This is a genomic window from Afifella sp. IM 167, from assembly GCF_020144925.1.
Lineage (GTDB): Bacteria > Pseudomonadota > Alphaproteobacteria > Rhizobiales > Afifellaceae > Afifella.
Genome location: NZ_NSLC01000015.1, coordinates 1 through 19,095 on the forward strand (window position 1 = coordinate 1; position 19,095 = coordinate 19,095).

Genomic DNA, 19,095 nt, shown 5'->3' on the forward strand with positions numbered 1-19,095 from the left:
CCCCTGTCCCCTCCCCCTTGTGGGGAGGGGACAGGGGTAGGGGACAGGGGGTGGGGGTCGCAGGAAGAGGAATCTGGCGCGCCAGCCGGGCGGTGGCTTTGCCATTCCCGTCTTTACCCCCCACCCGCCGCCCGTCTGACGCCGGAGCGGCGACCTCCCCACAAGGGGGAGGTGGGGAGCGCACGGCTGCGCCCGCGCGCGCTCGTCCTCGCCGGGGGCCGGCCTGCCGATGACGGAGGGGAATGGATGCCAGGGTCGAGCCCTGGCATGACTACACCAACAGACTGAGCGCCAGGAAGGAGCCCTGGCACGGCCCTCCTCGCCGGAGGCTCGTCTCAGGCCTGCCAGCGGCGCGTATGCAGCGGCACGGCGAATTCCTCCGGCCGCCGCGCGAAGGCGGCAAGGCCGGTCAGCGCCGGCCGCGAGGCCGTGATGAGGCGGGTCGGGATCGTCCGCATCAGGTTCTCGTGCGGGTATTTTTCCTCAAAGGCTTGCCGGAAGGCGCCCGCTTCCAGCAGCGTGGCGATCCTCGGCGCGATGCCCCCGCCGACGAAGACGCCACCGGTCGCCATGAAGACGAGGGCAAGGTCCCCGGCGAGCCGGCCGAGGAGGCGGCAATAGAGCGCCATCGTCTCCACCGCCGTTTCGTCGGAGGCGGCGAGCGCCGCGCCCGTCACCTCCTTCGGCCAGTGGAGCGTCGCCCGCCGGCCGCGGAGCGAGGCCATGGCGCGGTAGAGGCGCACGATGCCCCGTCCGGCAAGCAGCGCCTCGGCGGAGATGCGCCCGCCCTCTTTCTCGATATGCGGCCACAGGGCGAACTCCTCCTCGCTGACCGGGCCGAGCGCCACATGCCCGCCCTCGCCCGGAACGGGGATCCACAGCCCCGCCGCATAGACGAGCCCGGCGACGCCGAGCCCGGTGCCGGGACCGAGCACGACGCGGCAGTTGCGCTCCAGGGCGATCTCCGGACCGATGGTGACGGTGGTCATTTCCGTCTCCTCGCCGACGGCCGAGACGGCGAGCGCCTGCGCCTCGAAATCGTTGAGGAGGGCGATGTCGGCGATGCCGGTCGCCGCCATCACCTCGCGCGGCTTGATCACCCAGTCGGCGTTGGTGAGGTCGACCTCGTCGCCGTCGATCGGAGCGGCAAGCGCAAAGAGCGCCGATTTCGGCCGGGTCTCCGTCTTTTCGAAAACGGCGGCCTTCACCGCCTCCTCGATGCTTTCGAAGTCTCCCGTATGCACCGGCGGGAAGGAACGCAGCGCCGCCCCTTCATCCTCGAGGAGGGCGAAGCGGGCATTGGTGCCGCCGATATCGCCGAAGATGACGGGGAAGGCGAAAGGCTTGGTCTTCGGGGGAGAGGCCATTTGGAAACGGGGCTGTTTCTATGTCCATTGAGGAGGTGCAACGCGCTCCGGGCCGTGTCAATCTGCCGGCCAGGGGCGGCGAGCCGCCCGCCATTTCCGTTTTTGGCGGCGCGCCCGCCCACGCTAACGTTCAAAGAGGAGAACAGGATGCGTTTGACACGTTTCGCGCTTGGCGCCCTCGCCGCGCTCGGGCTCGCTTCGGCGCCCGCGGCCGCGCTCGCCCAGGACGAGGTGAACCCCGCGGTCGTCTACGATCTCGGCGGCAAGTTCGACAAGAGCTTCAACGAGGCGGCGCATGTGGGCGCCGAGCGCTTCAAGGAAGAGACGGGCATCGACTACCGCGATTTCGAGCTGCAGAACGATTCCCAGCGCGAGCAGGCGCTGCGCCGCTTCGCCCAGCGCGGCTTCAACCCGGTGATCGGCATCGGCTTCTCGCAGGCACAGGCGATCGAGAAGGTGGCCGAGGAATACCCGGAGACGAAGTTCGCCATCATCGACAGCGTCGTGGAAAAGCCCAATGTGCGCTCCATCGTCTTCAAGGAGCATGAGGGCTCCTATCTCGTCGGCATGATGGCGGCGATGGCGACGAAGACCGGCAAGATCGGCTTCGTCGGCGGTATGGACATTCCCCTCATCCGCAAGTTCGAATGCGGCTATGTGGAGGGCGCCAAGGCGGTGAACCCCGACATCGAGGTCTACGCCAACATGACGGGCACGACGGGCGCGGCCTGGAACGATCCGGTGAAGGGCGGCGAGCTTGCCAAGAGCCAGTTCGACCGCGGCGCCGACGTCGTCTACCACGCCGCCGGCGGCACGGGCATCGGCGTCCTGCAGGCGGCGGCCGATGCCGGCAAGCTCGGCATCGGCGTCGATTCCAACCAGAACATGCTGCATCCCGGCTCGGTGCTGACCTCCATGGTCAAGCGCGTCGACAACGCCGTCTACGACGCCTTCATGGACGTGAAGAACGGCGTCTCCATGGAAGACTGGGGCGGCGTGGAAAATCTCGGCCTTGCCGAGGAAGGCGTCGGCTGGGCGCTCGACGACAACAACAAGGACCTCGTCACCGACGATATGAAGGCGAAGGTCGACGAGGCCTCGCAGAAGATCACTTCCGGCGACATCGAGGTCCACGACTACATGTCCGACGATTCCTGCCCGGCGATGTGAGGCAGGGCCGCCGGAAGGCGGTGATTGGAGATCAGGCGCCCCGGCGAAGGCCGGGGCGTCTTCATTTCGGCCAGGTTCGACAAGGTCTGCCTCTTTTGGTCATTTTGCCATGGCATCCGGCCGAGCTTCCTGGAGATTCAGTTTGATGCGCCTCGCCCTCCTCCTCACGCTTTTCCTCGCCGCCTGCGCCGGCCCGGCCGACATGTTCGAGGCGCGCAACGTGCCGGTCGATCAGGCGGCGATGCGCGCGATGGTCTCCGACTACCGGGCGCGGCACGGGCTCGGCCCGGTGACGATCTCGGCGAAGCTCACTGAGGCCGCCGAGCGCCAGGCGCTGGCGATGGCGCGCGAGAACGACATCAGCCACACGGTCGCCGGGCCGCTGCCCAAGCGCGTCGAGGCCCTCGGCTACGATTGGGGCGCGATCGCGGAAAATCTCGGCGGCGGCTATCGGAGCCAGGCGGCGGCGTTCCAGGGCTGGGTGGATTCGCCCGGCCACGAGAAGAACCTTCGCAATCGCTACGCGACCGAGATCGGCTTCGCTGCGGCGGTCGCACCGAGCGCGCGCAAGGGTTTCTTCTATGCGCTGATCCTCGGCGTGGAGCGGAGTGCCGTGGCGCAGCGGTAGGCGGGATATTCGCCGGTGGCGCTGCCTGACCCTCTCCCCACCGAGGGAGAGGGTGGTCGGCGGAGCCGACCGGGTGAGGGGGAGGTCGCCACGAACTCGGCTGTGCCTGCTCGCTCGCGCCCTTGCTGGATGAGATCTCACCCTCACCCGGCATTCCCTTCGCTGCGCTCGGGACTTGCCGGCCTCTCCCTTCAAGGGAGAGGCTTGGCGCCGTGCCTGCGGTGCGCTCGCACCCCGAGGGAAAGGGTCCGCAACCTGCCGTGGAAGAGGCGGATTTCGGCGTGCAAGGCGGGCGGCAAGATGTCAGGATGGCCGAAAGCGTACGTATTCCGGCCCTGAATGAGCCCCGACAAGGACGACTCCGAAAAGGACGGCAGGGAGCCCTCCCGCCCGCTCGAAAAGAGCCGGCCGGGCGCCGCCCCGGCGATACGGCTTTCCGGCATCGACAAGAGCTTCGGCACTGTGCGCGCCAACAGGGATATCGCGCTGACCGTCGAGGAGGGCACCATCCACGGTATCGTCGGCGAGAACGGGGCGGGAAAGTCGACGCTGATGTCGATCCTCTACGGCTTCTACCAGGCCGATCGCGGCGACATCTTCGTGCGCGGCCGGAAGGTGGAGATCGCCTCTTCGGACGACGCCATCGCCGCCGGCATCGGCATGGTCCACCAGCATTTCATGCTGGTCGACAATTTCTCGGTGCTGGAGAACGTCATCCTCGGCGCGGAGGGCGGCATCCTGCTGAAGGCCGGCGTCGCCAGGGCGCGGGCGGAGCTTCAGCGCCTGGAGCGCGAATACGAGCTGCAGGTGGACCCCGACGCCATCATCGGCGAACTGCCCGTCGGCCTGCAGCAGCGCGTGGAGATCCTCAAGGCGCTGTTTCGCGGCGCCGATACCCTGATCCTCGACGAGCCGACGGGCGTGCTGACGCCCTCGGAGGCCGACCATCTCTTCCGCATCCTCCGCCAGCTGAAGAGCCAGGGTAAGACGGTGATCCTCATCACCCACAAGCTGCGCGAGATCATGGCGATCACCGACAACGTCTCGGTGATGCGCCGCGGCGAGATCGTCCGGACGCTGCCGACGGCCGAGACCGGGCCGGAGGAGCTCGCCGAGCTGATGGTCGGGCGCCGCGTGCTGCTCCGGGTCGAAAAGGGCGAGGCCGCGCCCGGTGCGCCGCTTCTTTCGGTGGAGCGCCTCACCGTCGTCGACGGCAAGGGCGTGAGGCGCGTCGACGACGTCTCCTTCGAGGTCCGCGCCGGCGAGATCGTCGGCATCGCCGGCGTTTCCGGCAACGGCCAGTCGGAGCTTCTGGAGGCGATCGCCGGCATCCGCCCGGCCACCTCCGGCTCCATCTGGCTGGAGGGCGGCAAGGACCTTGCGAGGCAGGCGGACCCGGCGCGCCGGCGGCTCGACGGGCTCGCCCATGTGCCGGAGGACCGGCACCGCATGGGCCTCGTCATGGCCTTCGAGGAGAACGAGAATTCCGTTCTCGGCTATCATCTCGGCCCGGAATACGCCGCCGGCCCGATCCTCAAGCTCGATGCCATGCGCGAGGATGCCCGCCGGAAGATCGAGCGCTACGACATCCGCCCGCCGGACTGCCGGCTGAAGACGGCCAATTTCTCCGGCGGCAACCAGCAGAAGATCGTGCTGGCGCGCGAGATGGAGCGCGATCCCTCGGTGCTCCTCGTCGGCCAGCCGACCAGAGGCGTCGATATCGGCGCCATCGAGTTCATCCACCGCCAACTGGTCGCCATGCGCGACGCCGGCAAGGCGATCCTGCTCGTTTCCGTCGAGCTCGACGAGATCCGCGCCCTTTCCGACCGCATCCTCGTCATGTTCGCCGGCCGCATCGTCGGCGAGGCCGGGCCGGAGGCGGACGAGGGCGAGCTCGGCCTGATGATGGCGGGGATCGCCGACGAGGAGGCGGCGGCTTGAGCGCGCCGGTGGCCAAGCTCCCGGCCTGGGTGGAGGTCGGCCTTATCCCGCTCCTCAACGTCACCGTCGCCTTCCTCGTCTCCGGCCTCGTCGTCCTCTTCATCGGCGAGAACCCGCTCCAGGCGGTGAAGATCCTCGTCTGGGGGGCGCTCGGCTTCGGCGAGGGGATCGGCTTCACGCTTTTCTATACGACCAACTTCATCTTTACCGGCCTCGCCGTCGCCGTCGCCTTCCATGCCGGCCTCTTCAACATCGGCGGCGAGGGCCAGGCCTATCTCGGCGGCCTCGGCACGGCGCTCGCGGCGATGGCGCTCGACCGCTACGTGCCATGGTACGTGACGCTGCCTTTCGCCATTTGCGGCGCGGCGCTCTTCGGCGCCGCCTGGGCGCTGATCCCGGCCTATCTGCAGGCAAGGCGCGGCAGCCACATCGTCATCACCACGATCATGTTCAACTTCATCGCCGCCTCGCTGATGGTCTGGCTCCTCGTCGACCATCTCTCCCCGCCCGGATCGATGCAGCCGGAGACGCGCACCTTTGCGGCCGGCGGGGCGCTGCCCAAGCTCGGCGGGCTGTTCGAGATGTTCGGCGCCGATATGGGCGCCGCGCCCGCCAACATCTCCATCGTCGTGGCGCTCGCCGCCTGCCTCTTCGTCTGGGTGTTCATCTGGAGGACGCGCCTCGGCTACGAGATCCGCGCCACCGGCCTCAACCCGACGGCGGCTGTCTATGCCGGCATCTCGACCGTCAAGATCACCATCATCGCCATGCTCGTTTCCGGCGCGCTGGCGGGCCTGATGGCGCTGAACCCGGTGATGGGCGACCAGCAGCGCCTGCAGATCGACTTCGTGCAGGGGGCGGGCTTCGTCGGCATCGCCGTGGCGCTGATGGGCCGGGCGCACCCGGTCGGCATCGTGCTGGCCGCCTTTCTCTTCGGCATGCTCTATCAGGGCGGGGCGGAGCTCGCCTTCGACATGCCGGCGATCTCGCGCGACATGATCGTCGTCATCCAGGCCCTCGTCATTCTCTTCGCCGGCGCGCTGGAGCACATGTTCCGGCCGGGCATCGCCCGCGCCTTCGCGCTGATGTCGAGCCCGCAGCGGGCCCGGATGCTGGACGGCGGGGAGGCGGGGTGATGGACCTGACGGCCGCCGTTCTCGTTCTCGATTCGGCCGTAAGGCTCGCGACGCCGCTGCTTCTGGCCTGTCTTGCCGGGCTTTATTCGGAGCGCTCCGGCATCTTCGACATCGGCCTGGAGGGCAAGATGCTCGCCGGCGCCTTCGCCGCCGGGGCGGTCGCCTACTGGACGGGCTCGGCCTGGCTCGGCCTTCTCGCTGCGATCGGCGCGGCGATCGCGCTTGCGCTGGTGCACGGCTTTGCCTCCATCACCCAGCGCGGCAACCAGATCGTCTCCGGCGTCGCCATCAACTTCCTCGCCGCCGGGCTGACGGCGCTGCTCGGCCAGGCCTGGTTCTCGCAGGGCGGGCGCACGCCCCAGCTCTCGGGCGACGCACGCTTTTCCTCCCTCACCCTGCCGGGGGCGGAGGCGTTGCGCGACGTGCCGGTCCTCGGGCCGATCTATTACGAGCTGATCTCCGGCCATAACCTCATCGTCTACATCGCCTTCCTGATGGTGCCGCTCACCTGGTGGGTGCTGTTCCAGACGCGCTTCGGGCTGCGGCTGCGGGCGGTCGGCGAGAACCCCGCCGCCGTCGACACGGCCGGCATTTCCGTGCCGTTCCTGCGCTACCGCGCCGTCCTCATCTGCGGCGTGCTGACGGGCGTCGCCGGCGCCTATCTGGCCATCGCCCAGTCGGCCGGCTTCATCGTCAACATGACGGCCGGCAAGGGCTTCATCGCGCTTGCCGCGCTCATCTTCGCCAAATGGCGGCCCTGGCCGGCGATGGGGGCCTGCCTCCTCTTCGGTTTCCTCGACGCCGTCGCCATCCGCCTGCAGGGGGCGTATGTGCCCTTCATCGGCGAGGTGCCGGTCCAGTTCATGCAGGCGCTGCCCTATGTCTTGACCGTCGTGCTGCTTGCCGGCTTCATCGGCCGCGCCGTGCCGCCGAAGGCGGGCGGCGTGCCCTATGTGAAGGAGCGCTAGCCGTGACGATCGAACGCGAACTCTTCGAGGCGGCCCGAGAGGTCATGCAGCATGCGCACGCGCCCTATTCGGAGTTCCGCGTCGGCGCCGCGCTGGTGACGGTGTCGGGAAGGATCTTCGCCGGCTGCAACGTGGAGAATGCGAGCTATCCGGAAGGCTGGTGCGCGGAGGCCTCGGCGATCGCCGCCATGGTCGCCGGCACGCCGAAGACGGAGCGCCGGATCGCCGAGATCGCCGTCGTCGCCGAACGGCAGGAGAAGGTAACGCCGTGCGGCGGCTGCCGGCAGAGGATCTGCGAGTTCGGCACCAAGGAGACCATCGTCCATCTGTGCGACGAGGACGGCCCGGTCGCCAGCGTCACGCTCGGCGAGCTCCTTCCCTTCGCCTTCGGCATGAAGGGCGTCGGATGAGCCCCGAGGAGGCCGCAAGGCGGACGGCGGAGACGATTGCCGGCAAGGCGGGTTTTGCGCCCCGCACGGCGCTCATTCTCGGCTCCGGCCTGTCGGGGCTGGCAGACCGCATCGAGGGCGCCGTCGAGATCGCCTACGCCGATCTTGAGGGTTTTCCCCGTCCCTCCGTCTCCGGCCATGCCGGGCGCCTGGTCCTCGGCCGGATCGGCGGCACGGAGGTCGCCGTCATGGCCGGGCGCTCGCATTTCTACGAGCACGGCCGTTCCGACGCGATGCGACCGGCGCTCGCCGCGCTCGCCGCGCTCGGCGTCGAAACGCTGTTCCTCACCAACGCCGCCGGCAGCCTGCACGAGGAGATGCCGCCCGGATCGCTGATGCAGATCGTCGACCATATCGGCTTCTTCGGCGTGAACCCGCTGATCGGCGAGACGAGCGACGGCCGCTTCGTCGGCATGACGGAGGCCTATGACCGCCAGCTCGCCATGTGCCTTCAGGGCGAGGCGCAGGCGGAAGGCATCGAATTGCATCAGGGCGTCTATCTCTGGGTGACGGGGCCGTCCTTCGAGACCCCGGCCGAGATCCGCGCTGCCCACGCGCTCGGCGCCGATGCCGTCGGCATGTCGACGGTGCCGGAAGTGATCCTGGCGCGCTACCTCGGCATGAAGGTCGCCGCCTTTTCCGTCATCACCAATCTCGCCGCCGGCATGACCGGCCGCGAGCTCTCGCATGACGAGACCAAGGAGCTGGCGCCACAGGGCGGGCGCAAGCTGGAGGCCCTGCTCGCCCGCCATTTCGCAAAGGTGCCCGCATGAGCTTCCTGCCGCAGGAGGTGATCCGCAAGAAACGCGACGGCATGGCGCTGACGCCCGAGGAAGTCGCCTTCTTCGTCGAGGGCCTCACCGACGGGAGCATCGGCGAGGGCCAGGTCGCCGCGCTCGCCATGGCGGTCTTCTTCAACGGCATGGAGCCGGACGAGATCGTCGCCCTGACGCTCGCCATGAAGGATTCCGGCGACACGCTCTCCTGGGAAAAGGCGGGCGGACCCGTCCTCGACAAGCATTCGACGGGCGGCGTCGGCGACAACGTCTCCCTTATGCTCGCACCCATCGTGGCGGCGGCCGGCGGCGTCGTGCCGATGATCTCCGGGCGCGGCCTCGGCCATACCGGCGGCACGCTCGACAAGCTCGATTCCATCCCCGGCTATCAAAGCCAGCCCGATCTTGAGACCTTTCGCAAGGTCACCGCCGAGGCGGGCTGCGCCATCATCGGACAGACCGCCGACCTCGCCCCGGCCGACAAGCGCCTTTATGCCATCCGCGACGTGACGGCGACGGTGGAATCGCTGCCGATGATCACCGCCTCGATCCTGTCGAAGAAGCTCGCGGCCGGGCTTTCCGGTCTCGTTCTCGACGTGAAGGCCGGCAGCGGCGCCTTCATGGCGAGGCTCGACGATGCGCGCGCGCTTGCCAGAAGCCTCGTCACGGTGGCGCAGGGCGCCGGGCTCTCAGCCTCGGCCCTTATCACCGACATGAACGAGCCGCTGGCCTCGGCGGCCGGCAATGCCGTGGAGGTGCAGAACGCCGTCGATTTCCTCACCGGCGCCCATCGCGACCCGCGGCTGGAGAAAGTGACGATCGCGCTCGCCGGCGAGATGCTGCGCCTCGGCGGGCTCGCTGCTTCGGCGGAGGAGGGCGAGAGGCTGGCCTCCGGGAAGCTTGCCGATGGCAGCGCGGCCGAGCGTTTCCAGAAGATGGTGGCGGCGCTCGGCGGGCCGGCCGATTTCGTCGAAAGGGCTGGGGAGCACCTGCCGGCCGCGCCGCTCGTGCGCGACATTGCGGCCGGGGAGGCAGGCTTCGTCTCGGCGATCGACACGCGCGCCCTCGGCGTGGCGGTGATCGGCCTCGGCGGCGGCAGGCGCCGGGCCGAGGACGATATCGACCATGCGGTCGGCTTGACGGCGATCGCCGCGATAGGCGAAGAGGTCGGCCCCGGCCGCCCGCTTGCCGTGGTGCATGCGCGCGACGAGGCCGCCGCCGCGGCGGCCGCAAGGGCCGTGCGCGCCGCCTGCCATATCGGCGCCGAGGCGCCGGCCGGCACACCGCTGATTATCGAAAGGCTCACCTGACATGGCTCGCGGCTTCCTCCTCGTCATGGATTCCGTCGGCGTCGGCGGGGCCAAGGATGCCGCCGAATTCGGCGACGAGGGCGCCGACACGCTCGGCCATATCGCCGCTGCCTGCGCCGCCGGCGACGCCGACCGCGAGGGCCTGCGCTCCGGCCCGCTCGATATTCCGAACCTCAACCGGCTCGGCCTCGGCCGCGCCGCGGAGGCTTCCTCGGGCGCCTATCCGGCGGGGCTTGCCTACGAGGCGGACCCGGATGCGATCTGGGGCTTTGCGCGCGAGCGCTCGCGCGGCAAGGACACGACGACGGGGCATTGGGAGTTGGCGGGCTGCCCGCTGCGCCAGCCCTGGGGGTATTTTCCGCAAGAAGAGCCGGCCTTTCCCGCCGAGCTGACGGAGGCCCTGGTCGCCGAGGCGAAGCTTCCCGGCATCCTCGGCAACCGCCACGCTTCCGGCACGGCGATCATCGCCGAACTCGGCGAGGAGCATGTGAGGACCGGCAAGCCGATCTGCTACACCTCCGCCGACAGCGTCTTCCAGATCGCCGCCCATGAGGAGGCCTTCGGGCTGGAGCGCCTCTACGAGACCTGCAAGGTCGCCCGAAAACTCTGCGACAAATACCGGATCGGCCGCGTCATCGCCCGGCCTTTCCTCGGCAGCGGCCCGGACGATTTCGCCCGCACCGGCAACCGCAAGGATTTTTCCGTGCCGCCGCCCGCACGGACCCTTCTCGACGAGGCGGCGGAGATCGGCCGCGACGTCTGGGCGGTCGGAAAGATCTCCGACATCTTCGCCGGGCGCGGCGTCACCGAGGTCCTCAAGGCCCCCGACAACGAAAGCCAGTTCGACAGGACGCTCGAGGCGGCCGCAAGGGCCAAGGACGGCGACCTCGTCTTCACCAACTTCATCGACTTCGACCAGATCTACGGCCATCGCCGCGATCCGGCGGGCTATGCGGCCTGCCTGGAAGCCTTCGACCGGCGCCTGCCGGAGCTTTTCGCTGCGCTGAAGGAGGGCGATTTCGTCATCCTGACGGCCGATCACGGCAACGACCCGACCTGGACCGGCACCGACCACACGCGCGAGAACGTGCCGGTGCTCGCCTTCGGTCCGGGCATCGAGGGGCGCAAGGCGGGCGAGCTCCAGACCTATGCCGATATCGGCCAGACGCTCGCCGCCCATCTCGCTCTGCCGCCGCTCTTTGCCGGCGCGAGCATGATCTAGGAACGGCGCTTGCGGGGCGTGGCGCTGGCGGAGCTGCACTGCCACGTCGAAGGCGCGCTGCCCGTCTCGCTCGCCCGTGAGCTGGCGGTCCGCGAGGGCGTCGACATCTCCGCGCTCACCGACGGCGAGCGCTATCTCTGGCACGATTTTCCCGGCTTTCTCGCCGCCTATGGGCGCGCGACGCGGCTCCTGCGGCGGCCGGAGGATTATGCCCGCCTCGCCGAGATGCATCTGAGCGCGATCGCGGCGGACGGGGCGATCTATGCCGAGCTTTTCCTGGCGCCGGACGATGCGACACGCGCCGGCATGAGCTACGCCGCCTGCCTTGAGGCGGTCGCCGAGGGGGCGGAGCGCGCTCGCGCCAGGAGCGGCATCGAGGTACGGCTGGTGCCGCACATCCTGCGCCAGAACGGGCCGGAGGCGGCGCTGCGGGCGACCCGCACGATTCTTGCCCATCCGCATCCGCTGGTGACCGGCATCGGCCTTGCCGGCGACGAGCGCGAGCATCTGGCGGCCGAGTTCGCGCCGGCCTTCGCGATGGCGGCGGAGGCAGGGCTCGGCTGTACCGCCCATGCCGGCGAGGTGTGCGGGCCGGAAAGCGTCGCCCATGTCCTCGACGCCCTGCCGGTGACGCGCATCGGCCACGGCGTCGCCGCGGCGGCGGATCCGGCGCTGATGGCCCGGCTCGCCGATGAGGAGATCGTGCTGGAGGTCTGCCCCGGCTCCAACGTCGCGCTCGGCCTTTTTTCGGACCGCGCCGCCCATCCGCTGGCAAGGCTGATCGCCGCCGGCGTGCGCGTCACGCTCAATTCCGACGATCCGCCCTTCTTCGGCACCAGCCTTGCCGGCGAGTATCGCGCCACGGCGGCGGCGCTCGGGCTCGACGCGGCTGGCCTGACCGCCTTCACCCGGACGGCGATCGAGGCCGCCTTCGTCGACGAGGCGACGCGGGCGCGGCTAATTTCCCGCCTCGCGCCGGTTGAGCCGGCGCCGTTTCGCGCCTAGGGAACAGCGGCAAGCAGGAGAGGCACATGCACAAGGAAGAAGGGGTGACGGTCGTCGATCACCCGCTGGTGCAGCACAAGCTCACCATCATGCGCGACAAAGATACCTCCACGGCGTCCTTCCGCCGTCTGTTGCGCGAGATCGCCGCGCTCCTGACCTACGAGGCGACGCGCCATCTGGAGCTGACGACGACGACCATCGAGACGCCGCTGGCCGAGATCGAGGCGCCGACGCTGGCCGGCAAGAAGCTCGTCTTCGCCTCCATCCTGCGGGCCGGCAACGGCCTTCTGGAAGGCATGCTCGACCTCGTTCCGGCCGCCCGCGTCGCCCATATCGGCCTTTACCGCGATCCCGAAACGCTGCATCCGGTCGAATATTACTTCAAGGCGCCGGAAGACCTCGCCGAGCGGGTCGTCATCGCGGTCGATCCGATGCTGGCGACCGCCAATTCCGCCATCGCGGCCGTGCAGCGGCTGAAGGAGCGCGGCGCCAGGGACGTGCATTTCGTCTGCCTGCTCGCCGCCCCGGAGGGCGTGAAGGCCTTCCGCGCCGCCCATCCCGACGTGCCGGTGGTAACCGCCGCGATCGACAGCCATCTGAACGATCACGGCTACATCGTGCCGGGTCTCGGCGATGCGGGCGATCGCATGTACGGCACGAAATAGGCGCTTCGGCACTGGCCGGCGCAGCTACAGTCGGGGGATGCCGGCAAGGCATGTCCCCGCCTTCCCTTGAGGGGGAGGACCGGAAAATGCCGCCTGGTCAGAAAAATTCGAGCCGCCGCCGGGCGCTCAGCTCGTGACGAACTGCTCGTTGAGGGCGTAGCCGGCGCCGCGCACGGTGCGGATCGGGTCGCGCATGCGCCCGCGATTGATCGCCTTCCTCAGCCGGCCGACATGCACGTCGACCGTGCGCTCGTCGACATAGACGTCGCGGCCCCACACGCCGTTGAGCAGCTGCTCGCGCGTGAAGACGCGGCCGGGGCTGCGCATCAAAAATTCCAGAAGGCGGAACTCGGTCGGGCCGAGATGGATCTCCTTGCCGCAGCGGAAGACGCGCAGCGTCTCGCGGTCGAGCTCGATGTCGCCGGCGGCGAGCTTGTCGGAGACCATCTCCGGCCGGGCGCGCCGCAGCAGCGCCTTCACCCGGGCCATCAGCTCCGGCACCGAGAAGGGTTTGACGACATAGTCGTCCGCGCCGGTGGCAAGGCCCCGGATGCGCTCGTCCTCCTCGCCGCGCGCCGTCAGCATGATGACGGGAAGGCGGGCCGTCGCATCGCGCATCCGCAGCCGCCGGCACAGTTCGATGCCGGAAAGCCCGGGCAGCATCCAGTCGAGCACGAGGAGGTCGAAGCTCTCCTCCATGAGGCGGAGCTCGGCATCGTCGCCGCGGCCCACCGAATCGACCGAATAGCCCTCCGCCTCGAGGTTGTAGCGCAGCAGGAGCGTCAGCGGCTCCTCGTCCTCCACCACCAGTATGCGCGGCACCTGCATCTTCGGGTTTCCCTGTTTCCTACATCGTCTGCAGGATGCCGGAGCGCTCCATGGGCTCCATCTGCTTGCCGGTGACGAGATAGACGATGGTCTCGGCGATATTGGTGGCGTGGTCGCCGATCCGCTCGATGTTCTTGGCGCAGAAGAGCAGATGCGTGCACATGCCGATGTTGCGCGGATCCTCCATCATGTAGGTCAGCATCTCGCGGAAGAGCGAGACATACATGGCGTCGATCTCGTCGTCGGCCCGCCAGACGGCGCGCGCCTTGTCCGTGTCGCGCGCCCCGTAGGCGTCGAGCACTTCCTTCAGCTGCTTGAGGCCGAGCTGGGCCAGATGCTCCACGCCGCGGCGCAGCGTCTGGGCCATGCGCTGGTCCTCGATGGCCAGCGCCCGCTTGGCGATGTTCTTGGAAAGGTCGCCCACCCGCTCCAGGTCGTTGGAGATGCGGATGCAGGCGACGGTCTGGCGCAGATCCTGCGCCATCGGCTGGCGCTTGGCGATGACCAGGATCGAGCGTTCCTCGATCTGGGTATGCAGCGCGTTGATCTGCCGGTCGCCGGAAACGACGTTCTGGGCGAGTTCGGAATTGCCGGTCAGCAGCGCGGCGACCGATTCCTCGAACTGCTGTTCCACCAGGCCACCCATCTCCGCGATCGAGCGGGAGAGCTGGCTCAGCTCCTCGTCGTAGGAGGTGACGATATGTTCGGACAACTTGCTTCCTCCCTCAGCCGAAGCGGCCGGTGATGTAGTCCTGCGTGCGCTTGTCCGACGGGTTGGTGAACATGACGTCCGTAGGACCCTCCTCGACCAGGTAGCCGAGATGGAACATGGCGGTGCGCTGCGACACGCGGGCCGCCTGCTGCATGGAGTGGGTGACGATGACGATCGTGTAGTTCTCGCGCAATTCGTCGATCAGCTCCTCCACCTTGGCGGTGGCGATCGGATCCAGCGCCGAGCACGGCTCGTCCATCAGGATGACTTCCGGGCTGACGGCGATGGCGCGGGCGATGCACAGGCGCTGCTGCTGGCCGCCGGAAAGGCCGGTGCCCGGCTCCTCCAGCCGGTCCTTCACCTCTTCGAAGAGGCCGGCCCGGCGCAGCGAGGAGGCGACGATCTCTTCCAGCTCGCGCTTGTTGGAGGCGAGGCCGTGGATGCGCGGTCCGTAGGCGATGTTCTCGAAGATCGACTTCGGGAACGGGTTCGGCTTCTGGAAGACCATGCCGACGCGGGCCCTGAGCTCCACCACGTCGACGCTCTTGTCGTAGACGTCGCCGCCGTCGAGCACGATCTTGCCGGTGACGCGGGCGATGTCGATCGTGTCGTTCATCCGGTTGAGGCAGCGCAGGAACGTCGACTTGCCGCAGCCGGAGGGGCCGATCAGCGCCGTCACCTGGTTCTCCAGCACGTCGAGATTGACGTCGTAGAGCGCCTGCTTGTCGCCGTAGAAGACGCAGACATCCTGTCCACGCATCTTCACGCGTGGGGCCGCCTCGGCCTTGGGCTGGGCCTGCGCCTGGCTCGCGCTCGTCGGCGTTGCGCTGTCCATTTCTTCTTTCCTTGCGGTTACGGAGGAGGCGGAAGGCTGTTCCGCCTCGCGGACGCCCGCAGCCGGGCCATTGCTTGAAGCGTTTACCATCTGCGTTCGAACCGTCGTCTGAGGATGATAGCGGTAATGTTCATCACTGCCAGGAACATCAGCAGGATGATGATGGCGCCCGAGGTGCGTTCCACGAAGGCGCGCTCGGCCTCGTTCGCCCACATGAAGATCTGCACCGGCAATGCCGTCGCCGGCTGCAGCGGCGTCGTCGGATAGTCGGCGACGAAGGCCACCATGCCGATGAGCAGGAGCGGCGCCGTCTCGCCGAGCGCCTGGGCAAGGCCGATGATCGTGCCCGTGAGGATGCCCGGCGCGGCAAGCGGCAGGACGTGATGGAAGACCATCTGCATCTTGGAGGCGCCGACGCCGAGCGCCGCCGAGCGGATCGAGGGCGGCACGGCCTTCAGCGCCGCGCGCGTGGCGATGATGATCGTCGGCAGCGTCATCAGCGTCAGCACCAGCCCGCCCACCAGCGAGGCGGAGCGTGGCAGCCCGGCGAAATTGATGAAGATGGCGAGGCCGAGAAGGCCGAAGACGATGGAGGGCACCGCGGCGAGGTTGTTGATGTTGACCTCGATGAGATCGGTCCAGCGGTTCTTCGGCGCGAACTCCTCCAGGTAGATGGAGGCGGCGACGCCGATCGGCAGGGCGAGCACCAGCACCGTCAGCATCATGTAGGCCGAGCCGATGATGGCGACGCCGACGCCCGCGGTCTCCGGCCGACTGGAGGCGCCGTTGACGAAGATGCCGGTGTTGAAGCGCTTCTTGAGCACGCCCCGGTCGGCGAGCTCCTTCATCCACGTGACCTGCAGGTCGTTGATCTTGCGGCGGCCCTCGTCGACGGAAAGGTCGATCTGGCCCTTGAAGGCGGAATCGATGTTGGCTTCCACCAGCACCCAGACATCCTGCGTCGTGCCGATCAGGGAAGGATCGGCGAGGACCATGTCGCGCAGCTGCGTCCTGACCCCGTTGGAGACCATCCCCGAAAGGCTGCGCGAATAGGCGCGGTCCTTCGGATCGACGCCGAGTTCCCTGGCGAGCGCATCGCGGGCAAGGGTCGGATAGTTCGCCATCATCAGGACGCGCGGATTGTTCGCCGCCTCGCCTTTCGGATCGATGACGCTCTTCTCGAAGGTGATCGGCAGCCGCATCTCGGTCTGCAAGAAGGCGGTGTAGCCCTTGGAGATGACGGTGAAGAGCAGGATCGCCAGGCAGGCGAGGCCGATCAGGATGGCGATGAGGCCGCAGGCCTTGAAGCGCCGCTCCGAAGCGTAGCGCCGGCGAATGCCGATCTCGCGCGGCACGCGCGTGCTGTCCGGGGTCGCCCTTTCGGCGGTCGTATCGGTCATTCGTACTGCTCTCGATATTTGCGCACGATGTAGAGCGCGTAGATGTTGAGGCCGAGCGTGATGACGAAGAGCGTGATGCCGAGCGCGAAGGCGACCAGCGTCTGCGGCGAATTGAATTCCAGGTCGCCCGTCAGCTGGTTGACGATCTTCACCGTCACCGTGGTCATCGGCTCGAAGGGGTTGATCGACAGCCGCGCGGCGACGCCTGCGGCCAGCACAACGATCATCGTCTCGCCGATGGCGCGCGAGGCGGTCAGGAGCAGCGCGCCGACGATGCCCGGCAGCGCCGCCGGCAGCACGACGCGGCGCATCGTCTCCGAACGGGTCGCTCCGAGGCCGAGCGAGCCGTCATGCATCGATTTCGGCACGGCGGTGATGATGTCGTCGGAGAGCGAGGAGACGAAGGGGATGAGCATGATGCCCATGACGAGGCCGGCCGTCAGCACGCTCTGCGCCTCGATGAAATTGCTGTAGTGCCCGGTGACGAGGTGGTTCAGCTCGGCCGACAGGTCGCGCAGGAACGGGCCGACCGTCACGAGGGCGAAGAAGCCGTAGACGATGGTGGGAATGCCCGCGAGCACTTCCAGGAGCGGCTTGGCGATGGAGCGGAACTTCGGCCCGGCATATTCGGAAAGGTAGGTCGCGGCGAAGAGCCCGATCGGCACGGCAAACAGCATCGCCACGAAAGCGATGTAGATGGTGCCGGCCAGAAGCGGGATGAGGCCGAACTGGCCCTCCGAGGAGGTGGTGCCGACATTGGCCGCAAAGCGCGGATCCCAGACCGTGCCGAAGAAGAACTCATGCGGCGGCACGGCCGAGAAGAACTGGATCGTCTCCGACAGCATGGACAGCACGATGCCGATCGTCGTGAGGATGGCGATGTCGGATGCGCCGATGAGGGAAACGAGGACGACCCGTTCCACGGAATTGCGCGCCCGCATCCTCGGCCGGATGGCGAAAAGCGCATAGGCAAAGCCGAGCACGGCGAGTGCGATGACGGCGACCGTCATCCACAGATGGCTTTCGGCCGACCATTGATTGAGATTCTTGGCGGCGGCGATCATGAAGTCTTCGCCGTTCGAGCCGAGCGGCACGCCCTTTTCCGCCAGGAGCGGGCGAAGCGCCGTGAAGCCCGCGCTGACCCGCGTCAGCTCGGTCGGCGTCAGACGCGTCAGCCCCTCCGCGATGGACGAGATCATGCCCATGGAGAGGCTCTGGGTGGCTGCCGATTCTTCCTGGATGCGCTCTGGAAGGCTTTCCAGCACCGCCTCGTGGATGACGATGGGGCTGATGGCCAGCCAGATTGCCATGAGGATGAGGGAGGGCAGGGCCGTCCACAGGAAGGCGTAGGAGCCGTAATAGACCGGGCGGGAATGCAGCGTCTGGGCGTTTCCGCCCGCGCGCTTCACCGCCAGAATGCGCCCCGCCACATAGCCGACGGCGGCAAGGACGATGACGAGCGTGATGATGGTCGTCGTGCTCATGGGTGCTCTGGCCGGCTGGCCGCTTCAAAAGGGCGGGAACGGGAGATCTTGAAAAGCCAAGCGGGCGCGGCTTGCAAGCCGCGCCCGCCCGATTGCTTCTTACATGGCTGCGCCGGACTCGAAGCTCTGGCGAACCTCTTCGCGCTCCGCTTCCGGGGCGGCAACGAGGCCGTACTCGGCGAGCGGGGAGTCGGGGCCGGTCATCTGGTCGGAGATGAAGAACTCCACATACTCCTTGAGGCCCGGGATGACGCCCAGATGCGCCTTCTTCACGTAGAACTGCAGCGGCCGGGAGACCGGATACTCGCCGGAGGCGATCGTCTCGGTCGACGGCGTGACGCCGCTGATGGTGGCGACCTTCAGCTTGTCGGCGTTGTTCTCGTAAAAGGCGAGGCCGAAGACGCCCATGCCCTTCTTGTTGGCGTCGATGCGGGCCAGCGTCTCGGTGTAGTCGCCGTCGATGTCGACCGCAGCGCCGTCCTTGCGGACCGCCATGCAATCCTTGCCGGCGGCCTTCTCGTCCATGCCGCTGTCGACACGGGCCTTGAGGTCGCCCGTCGCCTCGCAACCGGCGGCGAGCAGCTTCTCTTCGAAGACTTCACGCGTGCCGTGCTTCTCGCCCGGGATGTAGGCGGCGATTTCCCAGTCCGGCAGGTCCGGGTTGACGTCGCTCCAGGTCTTGTTCGGGTTGTCGACGAGCTTGCCGTCGACGGCGACCTTGGCCGCGACCGCCTTGTAGACGTCGGTCGGGGTCAGCTTGAAGTCCGGGCCGTTGATGTCGGTGGCGAAGACGATGCCGTCATAGCCGATGCGGATTTCCTGGATTTCGTTGACGCCGTTGGCCTTGCAGGCCTCCACTTCGCTGTCCTTGATGCGGCGCGAGGCATTGGCGATGTCGATCGTGTCCGGGCCGACGCCGCGGCAGAATTCCTTGAGGCCGGCGGAGGAGCCGCCGGATTCAACGACCGGCGTCTTGAAGTCCGGGAAGGCCTCGCCGAAATTTTCGGCGACGATCTTGGCGTAGGGCAGGACGGTCGAGGAACCGGCGATCTGGATCTGGTCGCGGGACTGAGCCTGCGCGGCGCCGGACGTCACGGCGACGCCGACAGCCAGCGCGGCTACACCGGCGAGAAGTTTGTAAGTCACTGAGAAATCTCCCTGATTGCTGCGCAGAAAGCATGGGCCATGCAGCGATGACC

At 68.0% G+C, this 19,095-nt stretch carries 18 protein-coding genes; 11 read left to right on the plus strand and 7 right to left on the minus strand.

The window, feature by feature from the left end; all coding sequences use genetic code 11:
• Positions 1–335: 335 nt before the first annotated feature.
• Positions 336–1,367: a glucokinase gene (gene glk / locus CLD20_RS19545; protein ID WP_224408356.1), complete on the minus strand. Its 1,032-nt coding sequence runs from the start codon at positions 1,365–1,367 to the stop codon at positions 336–338.
• 147 nt (positions 1,368–1,514) lie between these two features.
• Here glk and CLD20_RS19550 point away from each other — a divergent pair, with 147 nt between their 5' ends.
• From CLD20_RS19550 to upp, 11 genes are all read left to right on the plus strand, one after another.
• Positions 1,515–2,537 (plus strand): BMP family protein, encoded by a 1,023-nt coding sequence (locus CLD20_RS19550; RefSeq protein ID WP_224408357.1) that lies wholly within the window; start codon positions 1,515–1,517, stop codon positions 2,535–2,537.
• 145 nt (positions 2,538–2,682) lie between these two features.
• The gene (locus CLD20_RS19555; protein ID WP_224408358.1) at positions 2,683–3,165 is read left to right on the plus strand and encodes a CAP domain-containing protein; all 483 of its coding nucleotides are present in this window, start codon (positions 2,683–2,685) and stop codon (positions 3,163–3,165) included.
• 339 nt (positions 3,166–3,504) lie between these two features.
• The gene (locus tag CLD20_RS19560; protein WP_224408359.1) at positions 3,505–5,106 is read left to right on the plus strand and encodes an ABC transporter ATP-binding protein; all 1,602 of its coding nucleotides are present in this window, start codon (positions 3,505–3,507) and stop codon (positions 5,104–5,106) included.
• The gene (locus tag CLD20_RS19565) at positions 5,103–6,242 is read left to right on the plus strand and encodes an ABC transporter permease (RefSeq protein WP_224408360.1); all 1,140 of its coding nucleotides are present in this window, start codon (positions 5,103–5,105) and stop codon (positions 6,240–6,242) included. The genes CLD20_RS19560 and CLD20_RS19565 overlap by 4 nt, the downstream gene beginning before the upstream one ends.
• Positions 6,242–7,210, plus strand: a complete 969-nt coding sequence (locus CLD20_RS19570; RefSeq protein WP_224408361.1) for an ABC transporter permease — start codon at positions 6,242–6,244, stop codon at positions 7,208–7,210. The genes CLD20_RS19565 and CLD20_RS19570 overlap by 1 nt, the downstream gene beginning before the upstream one ends.
• Before the next feature lie 8 nt (positions 7,211–7,218).
• Positions 7,219–7,620, plus strand: coding sequence for a cytidine deaminase (cdd, locus tag CLD20_RS19575; RefSeq protein WP_224408387.1), 402 nt, complete (start codon positions 7,219–7,221; stop codon positions 7,618–7,620).
• A complete protein-coding gene (locus CLD20_RS19580; protein WP_224408362.1) occupies positions 7,617–8,432 on the plus strand; it encodes a purine-nucleoside phosphorylase in 816 nt (271 codons plus the stop codon). Before cdd ends, CLD20_RS19580 begins: the two co-directional genes overlap by 4 nt.
• Entirely contained in the window at positions 8,429–9,745 is a 1,317-nt protein-coding gene (gene deoA / locus CLD20_RS19585) for a thymidine phosphorylase (protein WP_224408363.1), read from the plus strand. The genes CLD20_RS19580 and deoA overlap by 4 nt, the downstream gene beginning before the upstream one ends.
• Position 9,746: 1 nt before the next feature.
• On the plus strand, positions 9,747–10,967 hold the full coding sequence (locus tag CLD20_RS19590; protein ID WP_224408364.1) for a phosphopentomutase: 1,221 nt from the start codon (positions 9,747–9,749) through the stop codon (positions 10,965–10,967).
• An 18-nt stretch (positions 10,968–10,985) separates the two neighbouring features.
• A complete protein-coding gene (gene add / locus CLD20_RS19595; protein WP_370636946.1) occupies positions 10,986–11,972 on the plus strand; it encodes an adenosine deaminase in 987 nt (328 codons plus the stop codon).
• A gap of 26 nt (positions 11,973–11,998) precedes the next feature.
• Positions 11,999–12,637, plus strand: coding sequence for a uracil phosphoribosyltransferase (gene upp, locus CLD20_RS19600; RefSeq protein WP_224408366.1), 639 nt, complete (start codon positions 11,999–12,001; stop codon positions 12,635–12,637).
• Positions 12,638–12,763: 126 nt separating this feature from the next.
• Here the strand turns inward: upp and phoB are convergent, their stop codons facing one another.
• The 6 genes from phoB to CLD20_RS19630 form a co-directional block, all read right to left on the minus strand.
• Entirely contained in the window at positions 12,764–13,465 is a 702-nt protein-coding gene (phoB, locus tag CLD20_RS19605; protein ID WP_224408367.1) for a phosphate regulon transcriptional regulator PhoB, read from the minus strand.
• A gap of 19 nt (positions 13,466–13,484) precedes the next feature.
• On the minus strand, positions 13,485–14,177 hold the full coding sequence (gene phoU, locus CLD20_RS19610; protein WP_224408368.1) for a phosphate signaling complex protein PhoU: 693 nt from the start codon (positions 14,175–14,177) through the stop codon (positions 13,485–13,487).
• Between the two features lie 13 nt (positions 14,178–14,190).
• The gene (gene pstB, locus CLD20_RS19615) at positions 14,191–14,937 is read right to left on the minus strand and encodes a phosphate ABC transporter ATP-binding protein PstB (protein WP_224408388.1); all 747 of its coding nucleotides are present in this window, start codon (positions 14,935–14,937) and stop codon (positions 14,191–14,193) included.
• A 158-nt stretch (positions 14,938–15,095) separates the two neighbouring features.
• Positions 15,096–16,412: a phosphate ABC transporter permease PstA gene (gene pstA / locus CLD20_RS19620; RefSeq protein WP_224408369.1), complete on the minus strand. Its 1,317-nt coding sequence runs from the start codon at positions 16,410–16,412 to the stop codon at positions 15,096–15,098.
• Entirely contained in the window at positions 16,409–17,896 is a 1,488-nt protein-coding gene (gene pstC, locus CLD20_RS19625; RefSeq protein WP_224408370.1) for a phosphate ABC transporter permease subunit PstC, read from the minus strand. Before pstC ends, pstA begins: the two co-directional genes overlap by 4 nt.
• A 99-nt stretch (positions 17,897–17,995) precedes the next feature.
• Positions 17,996–19,042 (minus strand): substrate-binding domain-containing protein, encoded by a 1,047-nt coding sequence (locus CLD20_RS19630; protein WP_224408371.1) that lies wholly within the window; start codon positions 19,040–19,042, stop codon positions 17,996–17,998.
• Positions 19,043–19,095 lie beyond the last annotated feature (53 nt).